Consider the following 21,919-nt stretch of genomic DNA (forward strand, 5'->3'; position numbering starts at 1 on the left):
GTCACAGCGCGAGAACCGCCTCAATCTCAATCCGTAAATCAGCCGAGAAAAGACCACTGACCTGCACCAGCGAACTGGCAGGCAGATGAGCGCCATAGTAGCGGAACAGGACTTCGCGTAATGCCTCAATGTCGCTGAATGCGGTGATGAAAATGGTCACCTTAATCAGTGAAGCCAGCGACGTCTGCTCAGCCGCGGCGATCAGCTCCAGTTGGGAAAAGATCGCTTCCGCCTGCTGCGCTATGCCGCTGTGCTGAGCCGGCGTCCCAAAGGCGGTGAGGCCGGAAACGTACAGCGTATCGCCATGTTTCACCGCATGGACATAAGGCGCTTTCACCTCGCCGAGTTGCGGATAATTTTTACGTTCAGGTTGCGGCATGATCTCTCCTTCAGGCCTGAGTCAGTGCAGGCAGGCACCGCCCGTCCGCTTTAGTGGGTCAGCCGCTGCTGACAGATGAGGTGATCAGCGGCCGCCTGCCGTTGCGCATCCGGTGATAGCTGTTGCCAGTCGTGAATCACCTGACGGGCCAGCGCCGGTTTAAATGTTATCTTCTGCAGCGCATAGTCAGAGTTACTGCCCTCAACGATCTGCTGCATCTGTGGAATAAACTGCTGCTGATCATGATGATCGATGCCGCAGAACACCGCAACGTAATAGGCTTTATCTTCGCTGCTGAAGTGTGGCATCAGCCACCAGCCCGCCAGTGCCAGCACCGCCAGCAGAGGAATCATCCATTTAAGTTTCGCTTTCATCAACACCGCCACCTGTTATCGGCCAAAGAGGTCTGTCAGATCTACACCGGACAGAGGGCGCGTATCCTGCCATAGTTCCGGCGCGTCGTTAACCTCGTTTTCCTGGCGTTGAGCAGCGGTTTAGCGCTGGGTTATGCGGTCGTTGCGTCAATCAGCCTGGCGCTGATCTGCGCATCTGGCATCATCTGTTGCAGGCCGGAAACCAGATCATCACTGGCCTGTTGCAGCGCGGTCAGCGGCATTTCCGGCAGGCTTTCAAGGATAAACCACATCTGACGCGCCTGCGCATCCAGCCGGGTTCTGACGCCCTGACGCCAGTTCCAGCGACGGCAGGTGACGCCCTGACCGTCGCGCCAGATCACTTCGCCTGGCTCCGGCGATTCAAAGACCACTTCGCCCTCTTTAACCGTATCAAACGACTCGCTGCCATCCGCGATCGCCAGGCGCGGCGCACCAACGTAGGCGGCAATATTTTCCCCGCCGACCGGCAGCGCGTACTGAATGCTGATGGCATTATAGAGATCGACAACCGGATCGATCGCTGGCATCCCGCCATCCCGCAGGACCCGCTTGCGCAGCGCGTCTGCCGAGCAGGGTGTCCGTTTCGCTTTGGCACCAAAGGCTTTGAATACCGTCGCCCAGGCCGCGAGATGGGCGTCAGCCCATTCAACATCCTGTTCCAGCACCTGGCGGCACGCCTTTTGCAGCGCCTGTTGCGCAATCTCAGGATGGGTGACTGGCGCGGCTTCCACCACAATACTCATGGCGCGAAAGCCGGGTGCCAGCGCAAATACGGCCGGGTCGATTGACGGATCAACAGATAACATTGGATAATCTCTCAGTGACTAATTTATTTCATAGTAATGACCGATGACCAAAAAAGTCAATATATCGACCGATGCGGGTGCTGACGTAGCCAGCGTCAATCAGGCTGTCTCGGACAGCATCAAAAGCTGGCGTAAAAGCCAGAAACTCTCGCTGGATGAATTATCCCGCCGGGCGGGCGTCAGTAAAGGGATGCTGGTGGAGATCGAGAAAGGCGAAGCCAATCCCAGCATTGCGATTTTGTGCCGGATTGCCGCTGCGCTCGGCGTCTCGGTGGCAGATATCGTCAATGTCACGCATGCGCCTGCCGCCTGGCTGATTGATAAAAGTGCAATGCCCACCTTGTGGCGCGGCGAGCAGGGCGGGAGTGCGCAACTGCTGGCTGGCACCCGCGGTCCTGACATGATTGAACTGTGGCGCTGGCAGATGTTTGCCGGTGAAAGGTTTAGCTCGGCGGGACATTCCGCCGGGACGCTGGAACTGCTGCATGTTGAAGAAGGTACGCTGGCGTTAACCGTCGGCGACCAGACGTTAGTTGTTCAGCCAGGTTGCGCAGCGGTGGCGCGTACCGATATGCCACACGCCTACGCCAGCGCCGATCAACATCCGGTGGTGTTCACCATGACGGTCGCCGAACTGCAGCGTTAATCATTTTCCGTGGCGGCCAGCGTTTCACCGGGAAATGCCAGCAGCAGAGTTTTCAGCATTCCTTCCAGGGCCGCGCGTTCTGCCGCCGTCAGCGGAGCCAGCACCGCATTCTGAGTCGCCGTATGCACCGCCAGCGCCTGCTCAATACAGCGCTGACCCTGCGGCGTCAGCCCCACCAACGTACTGCGCTTGTCGTCGGGTGACGCAACCCGCGCAATCAAACCGCGCTGTTCCAGCCGTTTCAGGCGATGGGTCATGGCACCGGAGGTCACCAGCAGCGAGGTATAAAGCTGGGTGGGTGACAGGCAGTACGGCGTGCCGGCCCGGCGCAGTGTCGCCAGCACATCAAACTCACCGTCATGGAAATCGAAAGGCTCCAGCGCCTGACTGCGGGCTTTTGCCAGATGTTTCATCAGGCGCAGCATTCGGCCCATGATGCGCATCGATGAGGCATCCAGCTCTGGCATCGCGACGTCCCACTGGCTGACGACAAAATCGATATGGTCCTGCATGATTCACCTGCTTACTGTGTGGTTATGTTGTCAGGTTGTGCTCAGCCCCTTACTGCCGGACCCGTTTTATCTTAACGTTAAGATAAATAGTGACAGCCTGCTGCTGTCAGCGTCTATCCTCTGCACGGAGCCGGCTATGAAGAACACCCTGTTGTTTCCCGCTATATTCGCACTGATCGTCTTTGTTGTCGGGCTGAATCTGCGCCCGATGCTGGCGATTATCGGCCCACTGTTTCCGGCGTTGCAACAGCAGGCGGGTCTGTCGGCGACGGCGTTCAGCCTGCTGACCACCCTGCCGGTGGCGATGATGGGCCTCGCAGCCCTGGCGGGACCCTGGCTGCTGGCGCGGATCGGGACCGTACCGGGGATTGCGGCAGGACTGCTCTGCCTGGCGCTGGCCGCGCTCTGGCGCGGTTATGCACTTTCGCCACCGCAGCTGATCCTCACCGCCCTGGCTGGCGGGGCCGGAATTGGCGTGATCCAGGCGCTGATGCCGGCACTGATCCGCCAGCGTTACACTGGTGCGGCACCCACGCTGATGGCGCTGTTCAGCACCGGTATTATGGCTGGTGCGGCATTGATGGCGGCCAGCGCTGAGCCGCTGTTTTCGCTGCTCGGTTTACGCGCAGCGCTGGCGATTGCCGGTGGGCTGTCGATCTTTACCTTACTTCTCTGGTTGTCAGTGAATCCACGCGGGCCGGTTAACCATCCGGCACCCGCTACGGTTGCGCTGCCCACGGCGCGAACCTGTTTACTGTTGCTGTTCTTTGGTATCGGGACCGGGGCTTACACGCTGGTGCTGGCATGGCTGCCGCCATTTTATATCCAGGCGGGCTGGAGCGCCCGCAACAGCGGCTTTCTGCTCGCCGGGCTGACGCTGACGGAAGTGGTGGCCGGTCTGGTGATCTCGGCGGTTCAGCACCGTTTTCCCGAGCGTCGCTGGTTACTGCTGCTGGTGCTGGCCCTGTTGCTGGCTGGCCTGCTCAGTCTGATTGTGACGCCTGGCGCGATGCCGGTGCTGTCGACGCTGCTACTCGGCAGCGGCATCGGTGCGCTGTTTCCGCTGTCGCTGATCGTCACGCTGGATCATGCCCGAAATGCCAGAGAAGCGGGCGTGCTGTTATCACGGGTGCAGGGCGGCGGCTATCTGATTGCCGCCGTGATGCCGCTGGTGGCGGGCTGGGTACGTGACAGCGGCGCATCACTGACCGGTGCCTGGCTGATCATGAGCGTCGGGGTAGTGGTGCTGATGGTGATCGCCTGGCGGTTCCGACCGCTGTCGGGCTGAAGGGCCTGCAGCAGATGCCGACAAAATGATTGCCGTCTGGCATGCTGGAAAGCAGGCAATTAATCAGGAGCGGCAATGAAAGTCATCGGTCTGTTAGGCGGTATGTCGTGGGAGTCAACCGCGCTCTACTATCGCATCATTAATCAGCAGGTTAAACAGCGGCTGGGCGGGTTGCATTCGGCGCAGCTGGTGCTGTACAGCGTCGATTTTGAACCGATTGAACAACTTCAGGCGGCCGGGGAATGGCAGCAGGCGGGTGAACGACTGGCCGCGGCGGCACGCAGTCTGGAGTGTGCCGGGGCAGAATTTATCGTGCTCTGTACCAACACCATGCACAAAGTGGCCGCGCAAATCAGTGCGGCCACCTCCCTGCCGCTGTTACACATCGCGGATGCGACCGGGCAGCGTATCCGGCAGGCCGGTTTCAGCAAGGTAGGCTTGCTGGCGACCCGGTTCACCATGGAACAGGCGTTTTATCGCGGGCGGCTGGAAGCGCAATGTGATCTGGAGGTGATCATTCCGGATGAGGAGGACCGCGCTTTTGTCCATCAGGTGATCTACCAGGAACTCTGCCTCGGCACTATCAATCCGGCTTCCCGCCATCGCTTTCAGCAGATTATGCAGCGGCTGGTGGAGGAGGGCGCACAGGCGATTATTCTGGGTTGCACTGAAATCACCCTGCTGGTGGATGAGAGTGATGCCAGCGTCCCGTTATTTGATACCACCCTGATTCACGCCGAAGAAGCGGTCATCCAGGCGCTGAAATAGCGGTTTCTCTTTACTGCGGCAGGCTCACTGCCCTTTTGCCCGGAGCACCCATGAAAATTGAAAATTTGCCGTTTGGACTCACCCATTGGGATTTGATTGATGAAACCGTTCATCCCGGTGAACAGGGCCAGGCGATCTGGCGCACCGCGCAGTTTAATGCTATTCGCGTCAGGATCGTGGATTACTCACCGGGATATCTCGCCGATCACTGGTGTATCAAAGGTCACATTCTGCTGTGTCTCACTGGCGAGCTGCATACCGAACTGGCCGACGGTCGTCGCTTTGTGCTGACGCCGGGCGTCAGTTATCAGGTGGCAGATGATGCCGAACCGCATCGCTCTTCGACGCCGGTGGGCGCGCGGTTGTTTATTGTCGATTAACGGGCGGCGGTCTGATAAAGGGTGGCGCTAAACCTCCCTTTGTCATGGTGAATAATAACGTTGTTGACACTTATAAAAGTAAACTGAAGCAGCTTTATAAAAATCAGCAAAATTAATAGCTTAATTCATCGGAGTAATCTGCTTCTGACAGGATTATTTCTCATCAGGCTGTATGCTTGAGACGGTAAACACCGTTCTGCCTTAACCTGATGTGGGGAAACCTGTGCTGATAAAAAAGAAGAAAGTAAGATCGCATACCGAAGATCGCCTGCTGGCGCTGGTACTCGCCACCACCGCTGGCATCCTTAACGCGATGGCGCTGGGTGCCTTCGGGTTTTTCCCGTCGCACATGACCGGTAACACTTCGCAGATATCTACTGAAGTCACCACCAGCGATCTGCATACGCTGCTGTTTTTACTGGCGCTGATCACCGCCTTTGTGATGGGTTGTACCGTTGCCCGCCTGGCGGTCATCGTCGGCCAGAAGCATAAGCTGCGCACTATTTTTTGTCTGATCATTCTGGCCGAAGGGGTCGCGCTGACCGCAGCCTCTATCTTTGAGACGATGTTTTTTACGCCACGCTTCAACGGTGAAGTGCTGGTTTTGCTGGGCTTCCTGATGGGGATTCATAATGCCACTTCGACCCAGCTCTCAAATGGTCGTGTCCGATCGACGCATATCACCGGCACATTAACCGATGCCGGTATTGCGCTTGGGTCGTGGCTCTCCTCGCATGTGTCGCATGACGAAAGTGGCGAACGGCGTTTTTTCCAGAAGGTGCTGCATACCCATCTGACCACGGTGTTTTCGTTTCTTATTGGCTGTATTGCCGGTCTGCTGCTGTTCAAAAGCTACGGTTTTAACGCGATGATCGGATTGGGGCTATTCCTGATGGTGGTGGCGCTGGGCGCTATCGCCATTACCGTTCAGCGGTCCCGCAGGAGCTTTTACTGATCTACCGCCACAGCGGCCCGATGCCAGCCGGCATCGGGCCAGCGATCACTGCACCGTGCGGGTCGGCCGCACCACGATTTCATTCACGTCTACCTCATCCGGCTGCTCAATGGCATAACGTACCGCGCGCCCAATCGCCTCGGGTTGCAGGGCTATCGCCCGATAGTCGGCCATTGCCTGCGCGGCGGTCGGGTCAGTGATGGTGTCAGCCAGTTCACTTTCAACCACGCCCGGATGCACACAGGTCACGCGAAGCTGGCTGTTCTCCTGACGTAACCCGTCGGATATCGCCCGCACCGCATACTTAGTGGCACAATAAACCGCCGCAGTCGGTGAAACCGCCAGCGCCCCAATTGAGGCGATGTTGATGATGTGTCCGGAGTGGCGGGCCAGCATCGGCGGCAGCACAGCGGCAATGCCATACAGCACGCCTCTGATGTTGACATCAATCATCCGATCCCACTCCTCTACCCGCAACGAAGCCATCGGTGACAGCGGCATAATGCCCGCGTTGTTGATCATCACATCGACCCGACCCCACTGTTCCAGAGCGAACTCAACAAACTGATCCACCTGCTCACGCTGCGTCACATCCAGCGCTTTAACCACCACTTCAGCCCCGTCGAATCGCAACGCGTCAGCCAGCGCGTGAAGCCGCTCTTCGCGTCGGGCACCCAGCAGCAGTGTCGCCCCGGTTTTCGCCAGTTCACGGGCGATACCCGCACCAATGCCGCTTGATGCACCGGTAATTAAAATCACTTTCTTCGTCATATTGTTTCTCCTGTTGTGGTGTAGCTGGAGATGCTACGACGGTTAGGCTATAAAGATAATCCACCTGCTGCTTCATGAACTGGTAACTACAACTAACCAATGATGACCGATAAAAATGCGCTGGAAGTGTTTGTCATTGTGGCGCAGACGCGTAATTTTCGTCTGGCGGCTGAGCAACTGGGTGTTACCCGTCCGGCTATCAGCCAGACGCTACGGCGGCTGGAAGACCGGCTGAACCTGACGCTGATGCAGCGGACGACCCGCAGCGTTCAGCTCACCGAAGCGGGGCAACGGCTCTATAACGAGGTGGCACCGGCGATCAATCAACTGAACCGCGCCGTCACCGATATCGCTGAACTGGCCGCCGTTCCGCGTGGACAGTTACGGCTGGCGATCTCATCCATTGCTGAGCGAATGCTGAGTGGTGAACTGCTGGCGAGCTTTATCCGCGCTTATCCGCAGATTGAGCTGGATATCACCGTCACGGATGAGGAGTTTGATATTGTCGAACAGGGCTACGACGCGGGTGTCCGGCTGGGTGAGGTGATCGCGCAGGATATGATTGCGGTACCGGTATCCCGCGCTCAGCGCCAGGTGGCGGTGGCATCACCTGCTTACCTGGCCCGCCAGGGCACGCCGCAGCATCCGCATGAACTGATCCAGCATTGCTGTATTGGCTGGCGGAAAGGGCCGGGCCTGTCGCCTTATCGCTGGGAATTTGCTGAGCAGGGGCGTGAATTTGAAGTGGCGGTTAATCCGCAGCTGACCACCAACGATATGGGGGTGATGATCCGCACCGCCTGTGCCGGCGGCGGCATCAGTTTCGGTATGGAAGAGACGTTTCAGCCTTATATTGCGCGCGGGGAGCTGGTGACGCTGCTGGATGACTGGTTGCCCGCGTTTGCCGGTTTTTACCTCTACTTCCCCAGCCGGAAGAATCTGGCACCCAAGCTACGCGCGCTGATCGATCACGTAAAGTTGTGACAGCGTGGCAAGAAGAGCATCACGCCCGCCGTAACGGACGTGATGGGCTTATTTTTGATACTGCTGGTCAGTGACCGGTTCTAGCCAGTCCACCGGGCTGCCGTTAACGGATTCCGCGATGGCAATATGGGTCATGGCGTTGTCCGGGGTTGCGCCGTGCCAGTGCTTCACATTCTCCGGTATCCAGACGATGTCGCCGGTATTCATGACCCGAATCGCTTCGCCCTCACACTGAATCCAGCCCTGACCCTGGGTGATAATCAGGGTCTGGCCCAGCGGATGGGTATGCCAGACAGTGCGCGCACCTGGTTCAAACGTGACGGTTGCGCCACCGACTCGTGCCGGTGCGTCTGCCTGGAATGGGGCGTCAATCCGCACCGTGCCGGTGAAATAGTCAGCAGGGCCCTGGCGTGAAGGCAGGGAGCCGTTAGCGATAATCTTCATTTTGTTCTCCACTCATCATGTGATGTCCCGAAGTTTAGCAACCCGGACGCCTGCTGATTAGCCAGCATAACCCGCAAGCGTTTATGAGCAGTATTCATTAATCATCAGGCGCATTACGGCTGTCAGCCTCAGGTCGTCATGTTATAGCGGGTAATAATATTGATTTTTGAATAGGGCGCAGCGGGTGCGGAGGCAGGCAGAAAACCGTGAAATTCCAGCAGCGTTCTGAAGGCGTGCTGTGCATCAAGCTGTAAATTATGTTCGATCAGCGCATCAATTTTACCCGCCTGCAGCAGCGCGCGGTTTTCCCGATCAAGATCGTGCCCGATAAAGGCGTTAACCGGCCGGTTAAGCTCGTCAAAAGCCCGTAAGATACCCGGATTACCGCCGCCGACCGTGTAGACCGCGTCCGTGTCCGGGTGCGCCTGCAGAAAATGTTTAAGTGACTGGTACATCAACGGATCGATGCCATAACCACCCGCCACCACGCTGACCCGATGCTGCGGCGCAAACTGCTGAATGGCGCGTTCGAAACCCTCAATTCGCTCCTGCTCCCCGATAAAGTCTCTGCTGCCGGTGATCGCCACAATGTGGGATTGCTCAGACCGCAGCCATTTTGACATTAAAAACGCGGCAACCTTTCCGGCGTCGTAATTATCCATGCCGATATAGCGCAGGCGCGCACTGCCCGGCAGATCGCTCATCACCGTCACCACCGGCACACGTTGTTTCAGCAGGGTATCGATGGTCGGATTCAGCAGTGCCGAGTGGGCCGCTTTGAGAATAATCCCGTGGCTGTGGAGCGCATTTTTGTTCAGAAGCGCATTGACCTGCTCTGCGGTTAAGTTCTCGCTGAAGTGAAATCGCAGCTGCAGTTTAAACCGGGTAAAGCTGGCAATCTGACTGCTGAATGCTTCACGCACCAGCTCACGAAAGCGATCGGGTGTATGCATAATCACATCAAACCACAGCGTTCTGCCTTTTGCCCGCGCCGTTTTCTGTAGTAATTCCAGGTCGGCTATCGCCTGCTGAATGCGATGCTGCGTTTGCGGATGCACCCTGCCGCGCTGATGCAGCGCCCGATCAATGGTTGCCAGGCTCAGACCGGACTGAGCGGCTATCTGTTTTAAGGTGAATTTAGCCATGCGTCACTCTGAAGGCGAGGGGTTATCACTCGTTTTATCACACTGCGGGTGCTAAACCTTGCCTGATTTAGCCGTCCGGTTTCAACGATATCGCCGTCGGAGAAAAGTGGCCCTGTTAAGTTAAACCGGATGAACGTTTCACACCGCCAGATCAGCGGATCTGTATCATAATATGAATAGCATTAAGCCGAGGTTTCAGGTCGGGATAAATATATTACCGCAGTTACCCCGTGTTATCTGGCGGTTATATCTTTCGCGTAGCCCCGCTGACGAAATAGTGCCAGATATTATTCTGAGTCTGTTCGAATAATAACCTTTTCTGCCGCTTCGCTTATATTTTCCTGAACGCGGCCCTTTTGTTTTTTGACTTCCAACGATGCTAAACTGTATATGCATACACCGTCTGGAGGTCGTGTGAAGTACGACGAAGAAAAAGATATTCGTGCGCTGGTTGGCGCAATAGTTAGCGATCTGATTAAGAACGGGCAGCCTGTGCATTTTCATGATATTACCAATGCGCTGTTTCGCCTGAGTGAAGAGACGCGAGATAACCGATTGAAAGCGCTGTGCCATGAAGCGATCGGCTTTTTTACCCGCAAGATGCACTAAGAGTGATGGCGTTGCGAATAAACGTCAGCATCATTGAAATCGGTTCCCCTTAATTAATCCTGTCAGACATAATGGATATTTTCCCCCTGATTTTTTTGCACTCTGATTAAGCAGGGGAGTCTGATTATTGTGGCGGGATGAGCGAGGGTATGACCTCTTGCCGCCAGCAGAGTTAATATCCCGACAGGAATCGTCATCCTAAAACTGCCGCGTCTTTATCCGTTTCGGATAAGCCTGCTGTTATTGAACAGTATCTGTTCGGATAAGGCGTCTGTGACCTGAAATCTATTTCACGCCAGCTGGCTCTGTTGTTCAGGTGGAGCCATGCGTATTCGTCATCACCCGTAACGGAGCGGTTGCGTTAACATCGTCAGTGCGGTGGTCGGGGCTTTGAGGTGCGGGCCGGCGGAAACAGCGACAAAAGCGGGCTGCAGCGGTGAAAATGTTTCAATGCCGTCCGCAACGCGCTATAAAGATCCTTCGCAGGGGTAAACCATCCTGACAGGCCCTGAAGCAGGCCAGAAAGACGCGGACCAGAAACAGCACGGAACCAGAACAGGCTGCATTTCCGCTGTTGCCGGTTAACCCGCGCCGGGGTGATGAATCGGGGCCAGCGCCATTAAGGATAAAAACATGATCTTCTCGGATGTTGAAACGCACTACATCAGCAGCAATCAGGATAGTCGGCTGGTCAGATATGACATTATCAAGACCGATGATGATACCTACGTGGTAAAAGTGATTGATAATAAACATCACAACAATACGCAGCGTGACTATTTCTCTGAAGTAACGACGTTGATCATCACCCGCGATGATTTCAATCTGGAAAATAATATCGGTTCGGCGTCGGTTGTCAGAAACCGTATGCCCACCACCTTCAGTGGTCATGTGCTGGTGAAGTGTCAGCAGCATCGGGATTCACTGGATTAATCTCGTCAGGCGCATCCGTTGAGGCAGGAATTGAAAGCAAGCGGAGTAAGGCCGGGGCAAAAAACTATTCCACAAGAGGGCTTCCTGCGCGCCGTTGAGCGCGCAGGCGTGGGGATCAGATACCGGCGTCGTCCGGCGTCCGGCCCACTACGATCTCCAGCGTTTTGCGTAACACATCCAGTCTGACCACGTCTGAGGTCGTCTCCAGTTCCGCAATCAGATAAAGAATGATGGCTTTATTGGTTACGCGTCCCTCATCGGCGACGATGTTCCGGATGATGCCGCCCAGCAGTTCGGTTTCTGAAGCAAGCTGATCGCCGGCACTGCGAAAAAACTCAATGATGGTTGGATCTGAAGAAGAGCGTTGCATGATTTTTCTTTCTCTGCAGAAAATTCGTTAGGTGCATCGACTAAGGTCAGAAACGAGTCTCCTCGTTGCGACGTTTTGCCCGGTGTGAAGGGACATTTTCAGTGCCGCGTTCACCTCGGGAGATGCTTTAATTATTGTCAGAAGTCACGCAAAAAACGGGTCGATTAGTGTTTTTTCGAACCTTCAGGTGGGCCATCGTTATTCAGACGGTGTGACACATTTTCACGATCGGGAAGCGCACTGCCAGCCCGCTTACGGGCGGCCACCATGCCATTGCGCACTTCGGTAATCGCTTTGCGGATCGTCATCACCTTCGCGTCTTCGTCCGTCTCTGCGACCATAAGCTCCAGCTGATTGATCAGGGCATGACTCGACACCGGTTTGTCTGACTTGAGTAGTGTCAGTACGGCTTCGCCGATCATGACATCTGTCAGTTTCTCATCATCACTTCTGTACATACTGGCTTCTCTGATTTACGAATTAATGGCCACGTTGCGGCTCCTGATGTAGAAACAGGCGCCGGTGACGGGGCGCCTGAAACGGGACAGCAACACTGGGCTTCGTTAATGCGAAAAATAGTCCGATCAGAATTGCTGTGAGCTGAGACGTACTGCATCTCCATAACGCCGGGGATCCGTATTACTCTTCCCGACGGAAAAGGAGCCCGATCAGTTCATGCAGATGACTTTCATCCTCTGGCGTAGAGGCAAGTTCCAGTCGACGCAACAATTTGCTGCAAATCGCTTTACGACTCAAATTTTGACCTGCGCGCAGAATTTCAACCACAATCTCCCCCAGCGTTTCCTGCTGTGAAGGCTGACTGGCTTGATTGAAGTAACGGGCAATGTCGCTGATGGCTTCCGGTGCATGTCCGTTCTGACGCATAGTAGTGTCCTCAGATGGTTAAATGTATCGCGCTCTGGATGCGCAAGTTATACATCTTTCAAAAACTTGTACAGAATTTTGAATTTCCTGAGAAGATTTTTTTGTGCAAAAAATGCTATTTAAAGATAATCAGTATGTTACGAAGTGTTTAATGCGGGGTAAAAACGGCTGAGTGATGGCGGATTAAGCGATTTGCCCTTCCGGCCTGTACAACTGCTGCACAGGCCGACAGTCAGGCAGAACCAATCGGTCAGCGTTTAAAGAATATATCATCAGCGGATTCGGTGGTGCTAGTTTTGTCTGCGCTAACCGGTTTCGATAACCATCCGGCCTGTTTATTGTTGCGAGCGCCGATGGTTTTAAAACCCATCAACCACTGTCGTACCTGATGCAACTGGTCCAGACGTTTCTCATCCACTTCTGAGGCAGACATAGCCTGCAACTCACCCATCAGCATCTCGACATTCACTTCCTGACCTGCATCGATCAGGTTCATTGCTGCTTCGCCAATGATGACATTCGCTTTTTCGTCGTTTGAAAAATACAAATTATCCTCCCTGGTTTTATTACGGTAAGTAACATTCACTGTAGCAAAAAAATTCACTAAATTTAATAAAACATGCCTATCAATAATCATTTATTGATTGGAGCAGTTTAACGACCATGACGGAAAATCCTGTCTGACGGTCGATCGCCGGCCAATGGGTTCCACCGCGCCTTACCCCGATTTCACACCAGACATCAGCCTTCAACCGCGCTGTCAAATCGGGCGACGAGCAGAAGTTTTAGTATCAGCCTCTGCGCGAAAGAGATTATCGAAGAACCCTGACTTTTTATAACGCATTATGAATCAATCACTAAATAAAAATACTTACACAACTTGTCATAACGGCGCTGCTGCTGAAGAAACTTCACAAAAGCGGGCTGTCGCAAAGGTATAGCCTGTGCTATAAAAAATAGCACTGGCTAATTTAGTGTTATTTTTAATCACCTCTGGAGATCCTGCGATGGTCCCGACAAAGAAAACCGCAACGCTGCTGGGCAGCCTGCTGCTGACGGCGATAATGACAACCAGCAGCTATGCTGCAGAAAAATTTAAGGTCGTCACCACCTTTACGGTGATTGCCGATATGGCAAAGAACGTCGCGGGTGATGCCGCTGAGGTCACTTCAATCACCAAACCGGGTGCAGAAATCCATGAGTATCAGCCGACGCCCGGCGACATTAAACGCGCCCAGGGCGCACAGCTGATCATGGCCAACGGGCTGAATCTTGAACGCTGGTTCCAGCGCTTTTATCAGCATCTGGAAGGCGTGCCGGAAGTGGTGGTGTCGCAGGGGGTGAAACCGATCGGCATTGGCGAAGGGCCCTATAACGGCAAGCCCAATCCACATGCCTGGATGTCGCCGGATAATGCGCTGATTTATGTGGATAATATCCGTGATGCTCTGGTGAAGTATGACCCGGCCAACGCTGAAACCTATCGTCAGAATGCCGCCAGCTATAAGCAGAAAATCAACGCTGCGCTTGAGCCGTTGCGCCAGCAAATCGCCGCCATCCCTGAAAACCAGCGCTGGATGGTGACCAGTGAAGGTGCGTTCTCCTATCTGGCTCGTGACCTCGGGATGAAAGAGCTTTACCTCTGGCCGATCAATGCTGACCAGCAAGGCACGCCGCAGCAGGTGAGAAAAGTAATCGATCAGGTCAGAAAGGAGGCGATTCCGGCTGTGTTCAGCGAAAGCACCGTCTCTGACAAGCCTGCCCGTCAGGTGGCGCGTGAAACCGGCGCCCACTACGGCGGCGTCTTATACGTTGACTCGCTAAGCCAGGCTCAGGGGCCGGTACCGACCTATCTTGATCTGCTCCGTGTCACCACGCAGACGCTGGTCAACGGCATTAACGCCGGGAGGAAAGCGCCATGACCGACACCATTGTGGTTTCCAATGTCAGTGTCACCTATCGTAACGGTCACACGGCGCTGCGCGATGCCAGCTTCAGCATTCCTGGCGGTTCCATCGCCGCGCTGGTGGGGGTAAACGGTTCTGGTAAATCAACGTTATTTAAGGCTCTGATGGGGTTTGTCCGGCTCTCCGGTGGCACGATTTCGGTGCTGGGCATGCCAACCCGTCAGGCGCTGCGCCAGAGTCTGGTGGCTTATGTGCCGCAGTCGGAAGAGGTTGACTGGTCATTTCCGGTGCTGGTCGAGGATGTGGTGATGATGGGCCGCTATGGCCATATGGGGCTGTTACGGCGGCCAAAACCGCAGGATCACGACAGGGTGAATGATGCGCTGGCACGGGTCGATATGCTGGCTTATCGCCATCGGCAGATCGGTGAACTCTCCGGCGGCCAGAAGAAACGGGTATTTCTGGCCCGCGCCATTGCGCAGCAGGGCAGCGTCATCCTGCTTGATGAGCCGTTTACCGGTGTCGACGTTCAGACCGAGGCGAAAATCATCAGCCTGCTGGGCGAGCTGCGTGATGAAGGGAAAACCATGCTGGTCTCAACGCACAATCTGGGATCGGTGACCGAATTTTGTGACTACACCGTGATGGTTAAGGGCACCATTCTCGCCAGCGGTCCTACCCGCACTACCTTTACCGCCGCCAATCTTGAGCGGGCGTTCAGCGGTGTGCTGCGTCATGTCGCCGTCAGCGGACTGGACGATCACATCATCACCGATGATGAACGTCCGTTTATTGCACCGCGCAGCGCACTTCACGACGGAGACTGACCATGAATCTGCTGCTGGAGCCGTTCGGATACCATTACATGCTCAACGCGATGTGGGTTTCTGCCATGGTCGGCGGACTGTGCGCGTTTCTCTCCTGCTACCTGATGCTCAAGGGCTGGTCGCTGATGGGAGATGCGCTGTCGCACTCCATTGTGCCCGGCGTTGCGGGCGCTTACATGCTGGGCCTGCCGTTTGCGCTGGGCGCTTTTCTGTCGGGCGGGCTGGCGGCGGGCAGTATGCTGTTGCTCAATCAGCGGACCCGGTTAAAAGAAGATGCGATCATCGGTCTGATCTTCTCCTCTTTTTTTGGCCTCGGGCTGTTTATGGTGTCGCTCAATCCGACCGCGGTGAACATCCAGACGATTGTGCTCGGCAACATCCTGGCGATTGCCCCTGCCGATATTCTGCAACTGGCGCTGATTGGCGGAGTTTCGATCATCATTCTGCTGTTTAAGTGGAAAGACCTGATGGTGACCTTTTTCGACGAGAATCACGCGCGGGCCATCGGTCTGCGACCTGAACGGTTAAAGATTCTGTTTTTTACGCTGCTGGCGGTGTCAACCGTGGCGGCGTTACAAACGGTAGGGGCCTTTCTGGTGATCTGTCTGGTGGTGACGCCAGGCGCGACAGCCTGGTTGCTCACCGATCGCTTTCCGCGCCTGCTGATGATTGCGGTAACCATAGGCAGCGTCACCAGCTTCCTCGGTGCCTGGGCGAGTTACTATCTCGATGGCGCGACCGGCGGCATTATCGTCGTAGCGCAGACGCTGTTATTCCTGCTGGCGTTTGTCTTCGCGCCAAAACATGGCCTGCTGGCGAACCGTCGTCGTGCCCGCTGTGATGCTGAGAAGGAGCCAGGTTAATGTGGATTTTTGAACCTTTCCAGTTCGCGTTTATGCAGAATGCGCTATTGATTGCGCTGGTGGTGGCGATCCCCTGCGCCTTGTTGTCGGTATTTCTGGTACTGAAAGGCTGGGCGCTGATGGGTGATGCGATGAGCCACGCGGTCTTTCCCGGCATAGTGCTGGCGTGGATGCTGGGCATTCCGCTGGCGATTGGGGCCTTTGCCGCCGGGCTGTTTTGTGCAGTTGCCAGTGGGTTTTTACAGGATAACAGCCGCATCAAGCAGGACACGGTGCTGGGCATCGTCTTCTCCGGCATGTTTGCGGTCGGGCTGATTCTCTATATCGCCGTGAAGCCTGAAGTCCATCTCGACCATATTCTGTTTGGCGACATGCTGGGCATCACCGGTGCCGATCTGATCCAGACGCTGCTGATCGCGGCACTGATTGTCGCGGTCATTGCGGTGAAGTGGCGCGATCTGATGCTGTTCAGCTTCGATCCGCAACAGGCGCAGGTGTGTGGTTTGCCCGCGCGGCTGATGCATTATGGTCTGCTCTGCATGGTCTCGCTGACCATTGTCGCGACGCTGAAAGCGGTGGGCATTATCCTGTCGATCTCGTTACTGATCGCGCCGGGTGCCATTGCGCTGTTGCTGACCCAACGTTTTTCCCATGCGTTGCTGGTGGCGGTGGCGGTTTCCGTGCTGGTGTCGCTGAGTGGCGTTTATCTCTCTTTCTTTATCGACAGCGCACCGGCGCCGACCATCGTGGTGCTGTTCGCGCTGGTGTTTACTGTCGCGATGATCGTCTCCGGGCAGAAAGCCCGGCGGCTGGAACGCCAGCGGATTGCGGCCTCGTGAGCCACCGCGCGGCTATAGCGGCGTTGACGCGCCGCTATAGCGTACCGCCTCAATCAGACGGGCGAACGCGCGGGTATGCTGTTTACGGCTGGGATAGTAGAGGTAGTAGCCAGGAAAAGGGTCGCACCAGTCGGCCAGCACCTGCACCAGTCGGCCGGACGCAATATGCGCAGCCACACTGTCCTGCGGCACGTAGCAGATGCCCATGCCGCTGAGCGCCGCCTCGATGCGTGAAGCGAGATGATTAAAAATCAGCTGACCTTCCACCCTGACTCTGACCTCCTTGTTATCGCGCATAAACTCCCAGTGATAGAGTCCACCCAGCGTTGGTAAGCGCAGATTAATGCAATTATGGTTTTGCAAATCGTAAGGGGTTGCCGGTACGCCGTGCTGCTCAAAATAATCGGGCGAGGCCACCACGCACATATTCCAGTCCGGGCCGATGCGCACCGCCACCATATCTTTTTCAACCTGTTCACCCAGCCGCACGCCCGCATCAAAGCGGCCGCTGACAATATCGGTCAGGGAGTTATCCACCGAAAATTCGATGTTGACCTCGGGATAACGCTGCAGAAAGGGCTTCACCAGCGGCCACAGCGTTGAGGTCAGCGCATGTTCGCCCGCCGTAATGCGAATATTGCCAGCGGTTTTTCCCTGGGTGTCAGTGATGCTGACCAGCTCAGATTCAATCTCGCTGAACAGGGGCGCGATAGTGTCAATCAGCCGCTCACCGGCCTCTGTCGGGGCCACGCTGCGGGTGGTTCGGGTCAGTAACCGGGTGCTGAGACGCTCCTCCAGTCCACGAATGGCGTGGCTGAGCGCTGACTGCGACACGCCGAGTTTGGCTGCCGCGCGGGTAAAGCTGCGCTCTTCCGCCACCACCACCAGATACATCAAATCGTTAAAATTCTCTCTAAGCATACTTTTCTGTCCCGTTAACCTGTCGCCGCAGCGTCTGGCGGTCGATCTCCTGAGAGGTGTCCGACCTCGTTGAGCCCGCAACAGAATATTTCACTTGGAAGTGGATGATTGATGAAATCTGCGCATTAAGTTTGTGAAAATGATTAATAAGTGTCATTTAAGATTAGCTGAAGTAATTCAATAGATTACGTTTATTTTCGTTCAGATATCAGACAAAAGTCGCGATTTGACTGGCCCGGCCTGATACGCCTTTTCACCGGCTCCACCGCCGGACCGCTAAAAAGCTGCTAAACCTAAAGACGTGCATACGCGTGCAAAGATTAGGGTTATCAGGATTCTCCCCGATTTATATCCCGTCCGAAACAGACTAATAAAAAAACCACTTTTTAGCCCCCAACAATGGGAAGCAGACAATGTCAGAAAAAATATCGCTAACACTGCAGGTCAATGGGCAGCCACAGACGATGCAGATCGATCCCCGCGTAACGTTACTGGATGCGTTACGTGAGCATTTGAATCTCACCGGCACCAAAAAGGGCTGCGATCAGGGACAGTGCGGTGCCTGTACGGTACTGATTAACGGTCAGCGGGTCCTGAGTTGTCTGACGCTGGCGGTTCAGGCTGACGGTGCCGAGGTGACCAGTATCGAAGGGCTGGAATCGGCCAGCGGTGAACTGCATCCGGTGCAGCGCTGCTTTGTCGAAAACGATGCGTTCCAGTGTGGTTACTGCACGCCGGGCCAGATCATGTCCGCCGTGGCCTGTATCAAAGAGGGTCACGCCGGATCGGACGACGAAATTCGTGAATATATGAGCGGCAACCTCTGTCGCTGCGGCGCTTATCCCCACATCGTCGACGCGATCAAACAGGCCGCTGCTGAGATGGCGAAGGAGTCCGCATGAATGAGTTCAGCTGGAAAGTTGCCCATTCGGCTACCGAAGCGGCAGGGTTGAAGCAGCAGTCCGGTAGTCAGCTACTGGCGGGCGGCACCACCCAACTCGATCTGATGAAGTGTGGCGTATTTAATCCGCCGCAGCTGATTGGCATTAACGGATTAAACGAACTTCGCAGCCTGCGTTTTGACGAAGACAAAATCAGCGCCGGGGCGCTCACCACCATGAGCCAGCTGGCCGATCATCCTGCCTGCCAGCAAAATGCGCCCGCCATCTATGGCAGCTTATGGCAGGCAGCTTCGCCTCAAATCCGCAATATGGCGACGCTGGGCGGGAATTTACGTCAGCGTACCCGCTGCGCCTACTACCGCGATCCGGCCACGTTTTCCGCCTGTAACAAACGCAATCCAGGTTCTGGCTGTGCCGCACGTGATGGCGTTAACAGTAACCATGCGATTCTGGGAGCCAGCGAGAGCTGTATCGCCGTCTATCCGGGCGATCTGGCGGTCGCGCTGGTGGCGTTTGATGCGGTGGTGGTGCTGCTGAATCAGCAGGGCGAGAGTCGCCGTGTGGCGATTGATGATTTCTTCCTGCTGCCGGGCGACACGCCGGATCGGGAACATGACCTGGGTGATGACGAGATCATCGTTGCGATCGAAGTGCCACAAACCGCTTCCCTGAAACGCTCTCACTATCTCAAGGTTCGCGATCGCAGTTCCTATGAGTTCGCTGCCGCCAGCGCGGCCGCCGGATTCACGCTGGAAAATGGGGTGATGCGTCAGGTCCATATCGCGCTGGGCGGCGTAGCCACCAAACCCTGGCGAGCGACGCGGGTTGAGCAGGCCCTGGAAGGACAGCCCTTCAACGAAGAAACCGTCTTTCAGGCCGCGGAACTGATTAATCAGGAAACGCAGGCGCTGGCCCATAACCAATACAAAGTGAAACTGGCGCCGCGCGTGATTGCGCGCGCGCTGATGGCAGCAGGAGAGATCGCATGAGCGAGGTAAATGACAAAGCGCGCCGGGATTTACTCAGTGCCACCAGCGACCCGGCGACCGCAGAACATCCCGCCAGCAACCCAATCAGCGGGCTGGGCGCGGCGCGAACGCGGGGTGACGGCCGGGTTAAGGTGACGGGTGAAGCGCGTTATGCCATCGAACATCAGCCGGAGAATCCGCTGTATGGCGTGGTGCTGCAGTCTACTGTGGCCAGCGGCCGTATTTCCCGTCTTTCCGCCGACAAAGCGCAGCAGGCCGAAGGCGTGCTGGCGGTCTATACCCATCTCAATCCGTTAAAGATCAACAAACCGACCGCGATTGCGGATGGCGGCGCGGCGCAGTCTACCTACACCCCGATTCAGGACGATGTGATTATTCATAACGGCCAGAACATCGGACTGGTGGTTGCTGAGACCTTCGAGCAGGCCACTTATGCTGCCTCGCTGGTTGAGATTGAATACGAGACCACGCCAGCGCGGGTTTTCGCCACCGATGACGGCGTCGAGCCAAAACCGATGTCGGCCCAGGATATCGATTTAGGCGACGCGCAGACCGCGATGCACAGCGCGGCGGTGCGCATTAATCAGCGCTATACCACGCCGCGGGAATACAACATGCCGATGGAGCCACACGCCTGCATCGCGCACTGGCACGACGGTCAGATCACGGTCTGGGAGCCGAGCCAGTGGGTAACGGGCGCGCAGGTGGAGATCGCTGAATGGCTGGGTATTGAGCCCGAACACGTCCGGATTATCTCGCCTTATGTCGGCGGCGGTTTCGGTTCCAAGCCGGTGCCTTATACCCACGTCGCGTTAGCCAGCGTGGCGTCGCGCGCCCTGAATCGTCCGGTGAAAGTTTCACTGACCCGGCCGCAGACTTTTACCGGTCTGGGTGGCCGTCCGGCAACCTCACAGCAGCTGGAGCTGGGGGCATCGCGTGACGGCAAAATCGAAGCGATTATCCAGCGCAGCTTCAGCGAAACCTCTCTGATTGATGTCTTTGCTGAGAACTGCAGCAAAGTGACCGCCAGAATGTACGCGGTCAGCAACGTCTCGGCCCGGCATCAGGTCAGACCGATTAACACCGTTACGCCGGGCTGGATGCGCGCGCCGGGCGAGAATCCCAGCGCATTTGGCCTTGAAGTGGCGATGGATGAGATGGCCTATGAACTGGGTATCGATCCATTGGAGCTGCGCCTGCGTAACTGGGCGGATAAGGATTACCAGCTCGACCTGCCGTGGAGTTCGCGCCGTCTGAAAGAGGCGTATCAGAAGGGAGCAGAAGCGTTCGGCTGGGATAAACGCATCATGACGCCGCGCTCCATGCGCGAAGGGCGCGAGCTGATTGGCTGGGGCATGGCGTCCGGCACCTATCCGGTCAATCGTCTGCCGGCGGAGGCGAAAATTATGCTGACGCCACAGGGCCACTTCGTGGTGCAGTGTGCTGGCGCAGATATCGGCACCGGTACATACACTATCCTGGCGCAAACGGCGGCAGATCATCTTGGCGTCTCATCGGAAACGATCGACGTTCAGCTTGGCGACACCACGCTGCCGCGCGCAGGCGTTGCCGGGGGATCACAGCTGGCGGGTAACCTGACGGCGGCGGTAAACGATACCGCGAAGAAAATGCGTGAACGTCTGCTGGCGCTGGCCAGCGAGCTGCCCGCGTCGCCACTTAACGGCGTACCGGTTTCGCAGCTGAGCCTGAAGGATGCCGCCATTCAGCAGCACGGCGGTTCCGCTCTCTCTTTCGCCGAGCTGGCGACGCTGGTCTCTGCCGAGAACCTGATGGTAAAAGGTGGGACTTTCCCTGACGACATGCCGCAAAGCGAACGCGATAAAATCGTGCGTAATCTGAATGATATGAGCCGGCCGGAGGCTTATTCCGCCCACAGCTGGAGCGCGCAGTTTGTTGAAGTGCGGGTCGATGAAGATTTCGGCACCATTCGGGTGAAACGGATGGTGGCGGCGCTCGACAGCGGTCGGCTCTACAACCCAAAACTGGCGCGCAGCCAGTGGATCGGCGGAATGATCATGGGGGTCGGTCAGGCGCTGATGGAAGAGGGAATTATCGATCCGCGTAACGGTCGGGTGATTAATAATAATCTGGCCGATTACCTGGTGCCGGTTAACGGTGACATCCCCAGCATTACTACCATCAACGTCGGTGAGCCGGATTTTGAGGCGACTACCATGGGCGGTAAAGCGGTGGGTGAGCTGGGCATCGTTGGCGTGGCAGCGGCGATCAGTAATGCGGTGTTCCATGCCACCGGCAAGCGGGTACGCGACCTGCCGATCACCCTCGATAAAATCATCTGATCGGGGCGAACAGCTTACCTGCTGCGATGAACCGGGCAGGCAACAGGCGTCGGGCGCAGAATCTATCCTGCGCCCGTTTT

The 21,919-nt window shown here is 56.2% G+C and carries 27 protein-coding genes; 15 read left to right on the forward strand and 12 right to left on the reverse strand.

Going from position 1 to position 21,919, the window contains the following annotated elements; genetic code table 11:
* Position 1 precedes the first annotated feature (1 nt).
* From WFK59_RS14130 to WFK59_RS14140, 3 genes are all read right to left on the reverse strand, one after another.
* Positions 2 to 379, reverse strand: coding sequence for a RidA family protein (locus WFK59_RS14130; protein ID WP_336756058.1), 378 nt, complete (start codon positions 377 to 379; stop codon positions 2 to 4).
* 50 nt (positions 380 to 429) lie between these two features.
* Positions 430 to 753 (reverse strand): hypothetical protein, encoded by a 324-nt coding sequence (locus WFK59_RS14135; protein WP_233988355.1) that lies wholly within the window; start codon positions 751 to 753, stop codon positions 430 to 432.
* 131 nt (positions 754 to 884) lie between these two features.
* Positions 885 to 1,580 carry a B3/B4 domain-containing protein gene (locus WFK59_RS14140; RefSeq protein ID WP_336756059.1) on the reverse strand — a complete coding sequence of 232 codons (696 nt, stop codon included), beginning with the start codon at positions 1,578 to 1,580 and terminating at the stop codon, positions 885 to 887.
* Between the two features lie 43 nt (positions 1,581 to 1,623).
* Here WFK59_RS14140 and WFK59_RS14145 point away from each other — a divergent pair, with 43 nt between their 5' ends.
* A complete protein-coding gene (locus WFK59_RS14145; protein WP_336756060.1) occupies positions 1,624 to 2,226 on the forward strand; it encodes an XRE family transcriptional regulator in 603 nt (200 codons plus the stop codon).
* On the opposite strand, the gene WFK59_RS14150 is transcribed toward WFK59_RS14145, so the two are convergent.
* Positions 2,223 to 2,738 carry a MarR family winged helix-turn-helix transcriptional regulator gene (locus tag WFK59_RS14150; RefSeq protein WP_336756061.1) on the reverse strand — a complete coding sequence of 172 codons (516 nt, stop codon included), beginning with the start codon at positions 2,736 to 2,738 and terminating at the stop codon, positions 2,223 to 2,225. The genes WFK59_RS14145 and WFK59_RS14150 overlap by 4 nt on opposite strands.
* Positions 2,739 to 2,874: 136 nt before the next feature.
* Between WFK59_RS14150 and WFK59_RS14155 the strand changes: the two genes are divergently transcribed.
* The 4 genes from WFK59_RS14155 to WFK59_RS14170 all read left to right on the forward strand — a co-directional run bounded on the left by WFK59_RS14155 (position 2,875) and on the right by WFK59_RS14170 (position 6,129).
* A complete protein-coding gene (locus WFK59_RS14155; protein ID WP_336756062.1) occupies positions 2,875 to 4,026 on the forward strand; it encodes an MFS transporter in 1,152 nt (383 codons plus the stop codon).
* Positions 4,027 to 4,101: 75 nt separating this feature from the next.
* A complete protein-coding gene (locus WFK59_RS14160) occupies positions 4,102 to 4,794 on the forward strand; it encodes an aspartate/glutamate racemase family protein (RefSeq protein ID WP_336756063.1) in 693 nt (230 codons plus the stop codon).
* A 50-nt stretch (positions 4,795 to 4,844) separates the two neighbouring features.
* Complete coding sequence (locus WFK59_RS14165; RefSeq protein ID WP_336756064.1) at positions 4,845 to 5,174, forward strand: DHCW motif cupin fold protein; 330 nt, start codon at positions 4,845 to 4,847, stop codon at positions 5,172 to 5,174.
* Positions 5,175 to 5,397: 223 nt separating this feature from the next.
* Positions 5,398 to 6,129, forward strand: coding sequence for a YoaK family protein (locus tag WFK59_RS14170; RefSeq protein ID WP_336756065.1), 732 nt, complete (start codon positions 5,398 to 5,400; stop codon positions 6,127 to 6,129).
* Positions 6,130 to 6,174: 45 nt separating this feature from the next.
* On the opposite strand, the gene WFK59_RS14175 is transcribed toward WFK59_RS14170, so the two are convergent.
* The gene (locus tag WFK59_RS14175) at positions 6,175 to 6,900 is read right to left on the reverse strand and encodes an SDR family oxidoreductase (RefSeq protein WP_336756066.1); all 726 of its coding nucleotides are present in this window, start codon (positions 6,898 to 6,900) and stop codon (positions 6,175 to 6,177) included.
* A 99-nt stretch (positions 6,901 to 6,999) separates the two neighbouring features.
* Here WFK59_RS14175 and WFK59_RS14180 point away from each other — a divergent pair, with 99 nt between their 5' ends.
* Positions 7,000 to 7,884, forward strand: coding sequence for a LysR family transcriptional regulator (locus WFK59_RS14180; protein WP_233988342.1), 885 nt, complete (start codon positions 7,000 to 7,002; stop codon positions 7,882 to 7,884).
* A gap of 48 nt (positions 7,885 to 7,932) precedes the next feature.
* Here the strand turns inward: WFK59_RS14180 and WFK59_RS14185 are convergent, their stop codons facing one another.
* Positions 7,933 to 8,328: a (R)-mandelonitrile lyase gene (locus WFK59_RS14185; protein ID WP_233988341.1), complete on the reverse strand. Its 396-nt coding sequence runs from the start codon at positions 8,326 to 8,328 to the stop codon at positions 7,933 to 7,935.
* 128 nt (positions 8,329 to 8,456) lie between these two features.
* Positions 8,457 to 9,473, reverse strand: coding sequence for a substrate-binding domain-containing protein (locus WFK59_RS14190; RefSeq protein ID WP_233988339.1), 1,017 nt, complete (start codon positions 9,471 to 9,473; stop codon positions 8,457 to 8,459).
* 414 nt (positions 9,474 to 9,887) lie between these two features.
* Between WFK59_RS14190 and WFK59_RS14195 the strand changes: the two genes are divergently transcribed.
* Both WFK59_RS14195 and WFK59_RS14200 read left to right on the forward strand, forming a co-directional pair.
* Positions 9,888 to 10,082 carry a hypothetical protein gene (locus WFK59_RS14195; protein ID WP_233988338.1) on the forward strand — a complete coding sequence of 65 codons (195 nt, stop codon included), beginning with the start codon at positions 9,888 to 9,890 and terminating at the stop codon, positions 10,080 to 10,082.
* 633 nt (positions 10,083 to 10,715) lie between these two features.
* Positions 10,716 to 11,015 (forward strand): hypothetical protein, encoded by a 300-nt coding sequence (locus WFK59_RS14200; protein WP_233988337.1) that lies wholly within the window; start codon positions 10,716 to 10,718, stop codon positions 11,013 to 11,015.
* Positions 11,016 to 11,130: 115 nt separating this feature from the next.
* Here the strand turns inward: WFK59_RS14200 and WFK59_RS14205 are convergent, their stop codons facing one another.
* The 4 genes from WFK59_RS14205 to WFK59_RS14220 all read right to left on the reverse strand — a co-directional run bounded on the left by WFK59_RS14205 (position 11,131) and on the right by WFK59_RS14220 (position 12,817).
* Positions 11,131 to 11,385, reverse strand: a complete 255-nt coding sequence (locus WFK59_RS14205) for a biofilm/acid-resistance regulator YmgB/AriR (RefSeq protein WP_336756067.1) — start codon at positions 11,383 to 11,385, stop codon at positions 11,131 to 11,133.
* A 164-nt stretch (positions 11,386 to 11,549) separates the two neighbouring features.
* Positions 11,550 to 11,843 carry a hypothetical protein gene (locus WFK59_RS14210; RefSeq protein WP_336756068.1) on the reverse strand — a complete coding sequence of 98 codons (294 nt, stop codon included), beginning with the start codon at positions 11,841 to 11,843 and terminating at the stop codon, positions 11,550 to 11,552.
* 181 nt (positions 11,844 to 12,024) lie between these two features.
* Positions 12,025 to 12,270, reverse strand: coding sequence for a regulatory protein YcgZ (gene ycgZ, locus WFK59_RS14215; protein ID WP_233988334.1), 246 nt, complete (start codon positions 12,268 to 12,270; stop codon positions 12,025 to 12,027).
* Between the two features lie 250 nt (positions 12,271 to 12,520).
* Positions 12,521 to 12,817: a hypothetical protein gene (locus WFK59_RS14220; RefSeq protein WP_336756069.1), complete on the reverse strand. Its 297-nt coding sequence runs from the start codon at positions 12,815 to 12,817 to the stop codon at positions 12,521 to 12,523.
* Positions 12,818 to 13,277: 460 nt separating this feature from the next.
* On the opposite strand from WFK59_RS14220, the gene WFK59_RS14225 reads away from it, so the two are divergent.
* From WFK59_RS14225 to WFK59_RS14240, 4 genes are read left to right on the forward strand one after another with little or no spacing between them, the layout of a single operon-like run.
* Entirely contained in the window at positions 13,278 to 14,192 is a 915-nt protein-coding gene (locus tag WFK59_RS14225; protein ID WP_409520453.1) for a metal ABC transporter substrate-binding protein, read from the forward strand.
* Positions 14,189 to 15,004, forward strand: a complete 816-nt coding sequence (locus WFK59_RS14230) for a manganese/iron ABC transporter ATP-binding protein (RefSeq protein ID WP_233988332.1) — start codon at positions 14,189 to 14,191, stop codon at positions 15,002 to 15,004. Before WFK59_RS14225 ends, WFK59_RS14230 begins: the two co-directional genes overlap by 4 nt.
* Before the next feature lie 2 nt (positions 15,005 to 15,006).
* Entirely contained in the window at positions 15,007 to 15,867 is an 861-nt protein-coding gene (gene sitC / locus WFK59_RS14235; RefSeq protein ID WP_336756070.1) for an iron/manganese ABC transporter permease subunit SitC, read from the forward strand.
* Positions 15,867 to 16,706, forward strand: coding sequence for a metal ABC transporter permease (locus WFK59_RS14240; RefSeq protein ID WP_336756071.1), 840 nt, complete (start codon positions 15,867 to 15,869; stop codon positions 16,704 to 16,706). The genes sitC and WFK59_RS14240 overlap by 1 nt, the downstream gene beginning before the upstream one ends.
* Before the next feature lie 12 nt (positions 16,707 to 16,718).
* Here WFK59_RS14240 and WFK59_RS14245 read toward each other — a convergent pair whose 3' ends face one another.
* On the reverse strand, positions 16,719 to 17,627 hold the full coding sequence (locus WFK59_RS14245; RefSeq protein ID WP_336756072.1) for a LysR family transcriptional regulator: 909 nt from the start codon (positions 17,625 to 17,627) through the stop codon (positions 16,719 to 16,721).
* Positions 17,628 to 18,040: 413 nt separating this feature from the next.
* On the opposite strand from WFK59_RS14245, the gene WFK59_RS14250 reads away from it, so the two are divergent.
* Genes WFK59_RS14250 through WFK59_RS14260 form a run of 3 tightly spaced genes read left to right on the forward strand, consistent with a single transcriptional unit; the run spans position 18,041 to position 21,839 of the window.
* Positions 18,041 to 18,529, forward strand: a complete 489-nt coding sequence (locus WFK59_RS14250; protein WP_233988328.1) for a (2Fe-2S)-binding protein — start codon at positions 18,041 to 18,043, stop codon at positions 18,527 to 18,529.
* Positions 18,526 to 19,518: an FAD binding domain-containing protein gene (locus WFK59_RS14255; RefSeq protein ID WP_336756073.1), complete on the forward strand. Its 993-nt coding sequence runs from the start codon at positions 18,526 to 18,528 to the stop codon at positions 19,516 to 19,518. Before WFK59_RS14250 ends, WFK59_RS14255 begins: the two co-directional genes overlap by 4 nt.
* Positions 19,515 to 21,839 (forward strand): xanthine dehydrogenase family protein molybdopterin-binding subunit, encoded by a 2,325-nt coding sequence (locus tag WFK59_RS14260; RefSeq protein WP_336756074.1) that lies wholly within the window; start codon positions 19,515 to 19,517, stop codon positions 21,837 to 21,839. Before WFK59_RS14255 ends, WFK59_RS14260 begins: the two co-directional genes overlap by 4 nt.
* Positions 21,840 to 21,919 lie beyond the last annotated feature (80 nt).

Origin of the sequence: Pantoea sp. USHLN298 (genome assembly GCF_037149395.1) — a bacterium.
Lineage (GTDB): Bacteria > Pseudomonadota > Gammaproteobacteria > Enterobacterales > Enterobacteriaceae > Pantoea > Pantoea astica.

Bases quoted from the DNA above. Each gene is read 5' to 3' on its own strand.
- WFK59_RS14130 (WP_336756058.1), bottom strand. From the start codon at position 379: ATGCCGCAACCTGAACGTAAAAATTATCCGCAACTCGGCGAGGTGAAA.
- WFK59_RS14135 (WP_233988355.1), bottom strand. From the start codon at position 753: ATGAAAGCGAAACTTAAATGGATGATTCCTCTGCTGGCGGTGCTGGCA.
- WFK59_RS14140 (WP_336756059.1), bottom strand. From the start codon at position 1,580: ATGTTATCTGTTGATCCGTCAATCGACCCGGCCGTATTTGCGCTGGCA.
- WFK59_RS14145 (WP_336756060.1), top strand. From the start codon at position 1,624: ATGACCAAAAAAGTCAATATATCGACCGATGCGGGTGCTGACGTAGCC.
- WFK59_RS14150 (WP_336756061.1), bottom strand. From the start codon at position 2,738: ATGCAGGACCATATCGATTTTGTCGTCAGCCAGTGGGACGTCGCGATG.
- WFK59_RS14155 (WP_336756062.1), top strand. From the start codon at position 2,875: ATGAAGAACACCCTGTTGTTTCCCGCTATATTCGCACTGATCGTCTTT.
- WFK59_RS14160 (WP_336756063.1), top strand. From the start codon at position 4,102: ATGAAAGTCATCGGTCTGTTAGGCGGTATGTCGTGGGAGTCAACCGCG.
- WFK59_RS14165 (WP_336756064.1), top strand. From the start codon at position 4,845: ATGAAAATTGAAAATTTGCCGTTTGGACTCACCCATTGGGATTTGATT.
- WFK59_RS14175 (WP_336756066.1), bottom strand. From the start codon at position 6,900: ATGACGAAGAAAGTGATTTTAATTACCGGTGCATCAAGCGGCATTGGT.
- WFK59_RS14180 (WP_233988342.1), top strand. From the start codon at position 7,000: ATGATGACCGATAAAAATGCGCTGGAAGTGTTTGTCATTGTGGCGCAG.
- WFK59_RS14185 (WP_233988341.1), bottom strand. From the start codon at position 8,328: ATGAAGATTATCGCTAACGGCTCCCTGCCTTCACGCCAGGGCCCTGCT.
- WFK59_RS14190 (WP_233988339.1), bottom strand. From the start codon at position 9,473: ATGGCTAAATTCACCTTAAAACAGATAGCCGCTCAGTCCGGTCTGAGC.
- WFK59_RS14200 (WP_233988337.1), top strand. From the start codon at position 10,716: ATGATCTTCTCGGATGTTGAAACGCACTACATCAGCAGCAATCAGGAT.
- WFK59_RS14205 (WP_336756067.1), bottom strand. From the start codon at position 11,385: ATGCAACGCTCTTCTTCAGATCCAACCATCATTGAGTTTTTTCGCAGT.
- WFK59_RS14210 (WP_336756068.1), bottom strand. From the start codon at position 11,843: ATGTACAGAAGTGATGATGAGAAACTGACAGATGTCATGATCGGCGAA.
- ycgZ (WP_233988334.1), bottom strand. From the start codon at position 12,270: ATGCGTCAGAACGGACATGCACCGGAAGCCATCAGCGACATTGCCCGT.
- WFK59_RS14225 (WP_409520453.1), top strand. From the start codon at position 13,278: ATGGTCCCGACAAAGAAAACCGCAACGCTGCTGGGCAGCCTGCTGCTG.
- WFK59_RS14230 (WP_233988332.1), top strand. From the start codon at position 14,189: ATGACCGACACCATTGTGGTTTCCAATGTCAGTGTCACCTATCGTAAC.
- sitC (WP_336756070.1), top strand. From the start codon at position 15,007: ATGAATCTGCTGCTGGAGCCGTTCGGATACCATTACATGCTCAACGCG.
- WFK59_RS14240 (WP_336756071.1), top strand. From the start codon at position 15,867: ATGTGGATTTTTGAACCTTTCCAGTTCGCGTTTATGCAGAATGCGCTA.
- WFK59_RS14245 (WP_336756072.1), bottom strand. From the start codon at position 17,627: ATGCTTAGAGAGAATTTTAACGATTTGATGTATCTGGTGGTGGTGGCG.
- WFK59_RS14250 (WP_233988328.1), top strand. From the start codon at position 18,041: ATGTCAGAAAAAATATCGCTAACACTGCAGGTCAATGGGCAGCCACAG.
- WFK59_RS14255 (WP_336756073.1), top strand. From the start codon at position 18,526: ATGAATGAGTTCAGCTGGAAAGTTGCCCATTCGGCTACCGAAGCGGCA.
- WFK59_RS14260 (WP_336756074.1), top strand. From the start codon at position 19,515: ATGAGCGAGGTAAATGACAAAGCGCGCCGGGATTTACTCAGTGCCACC.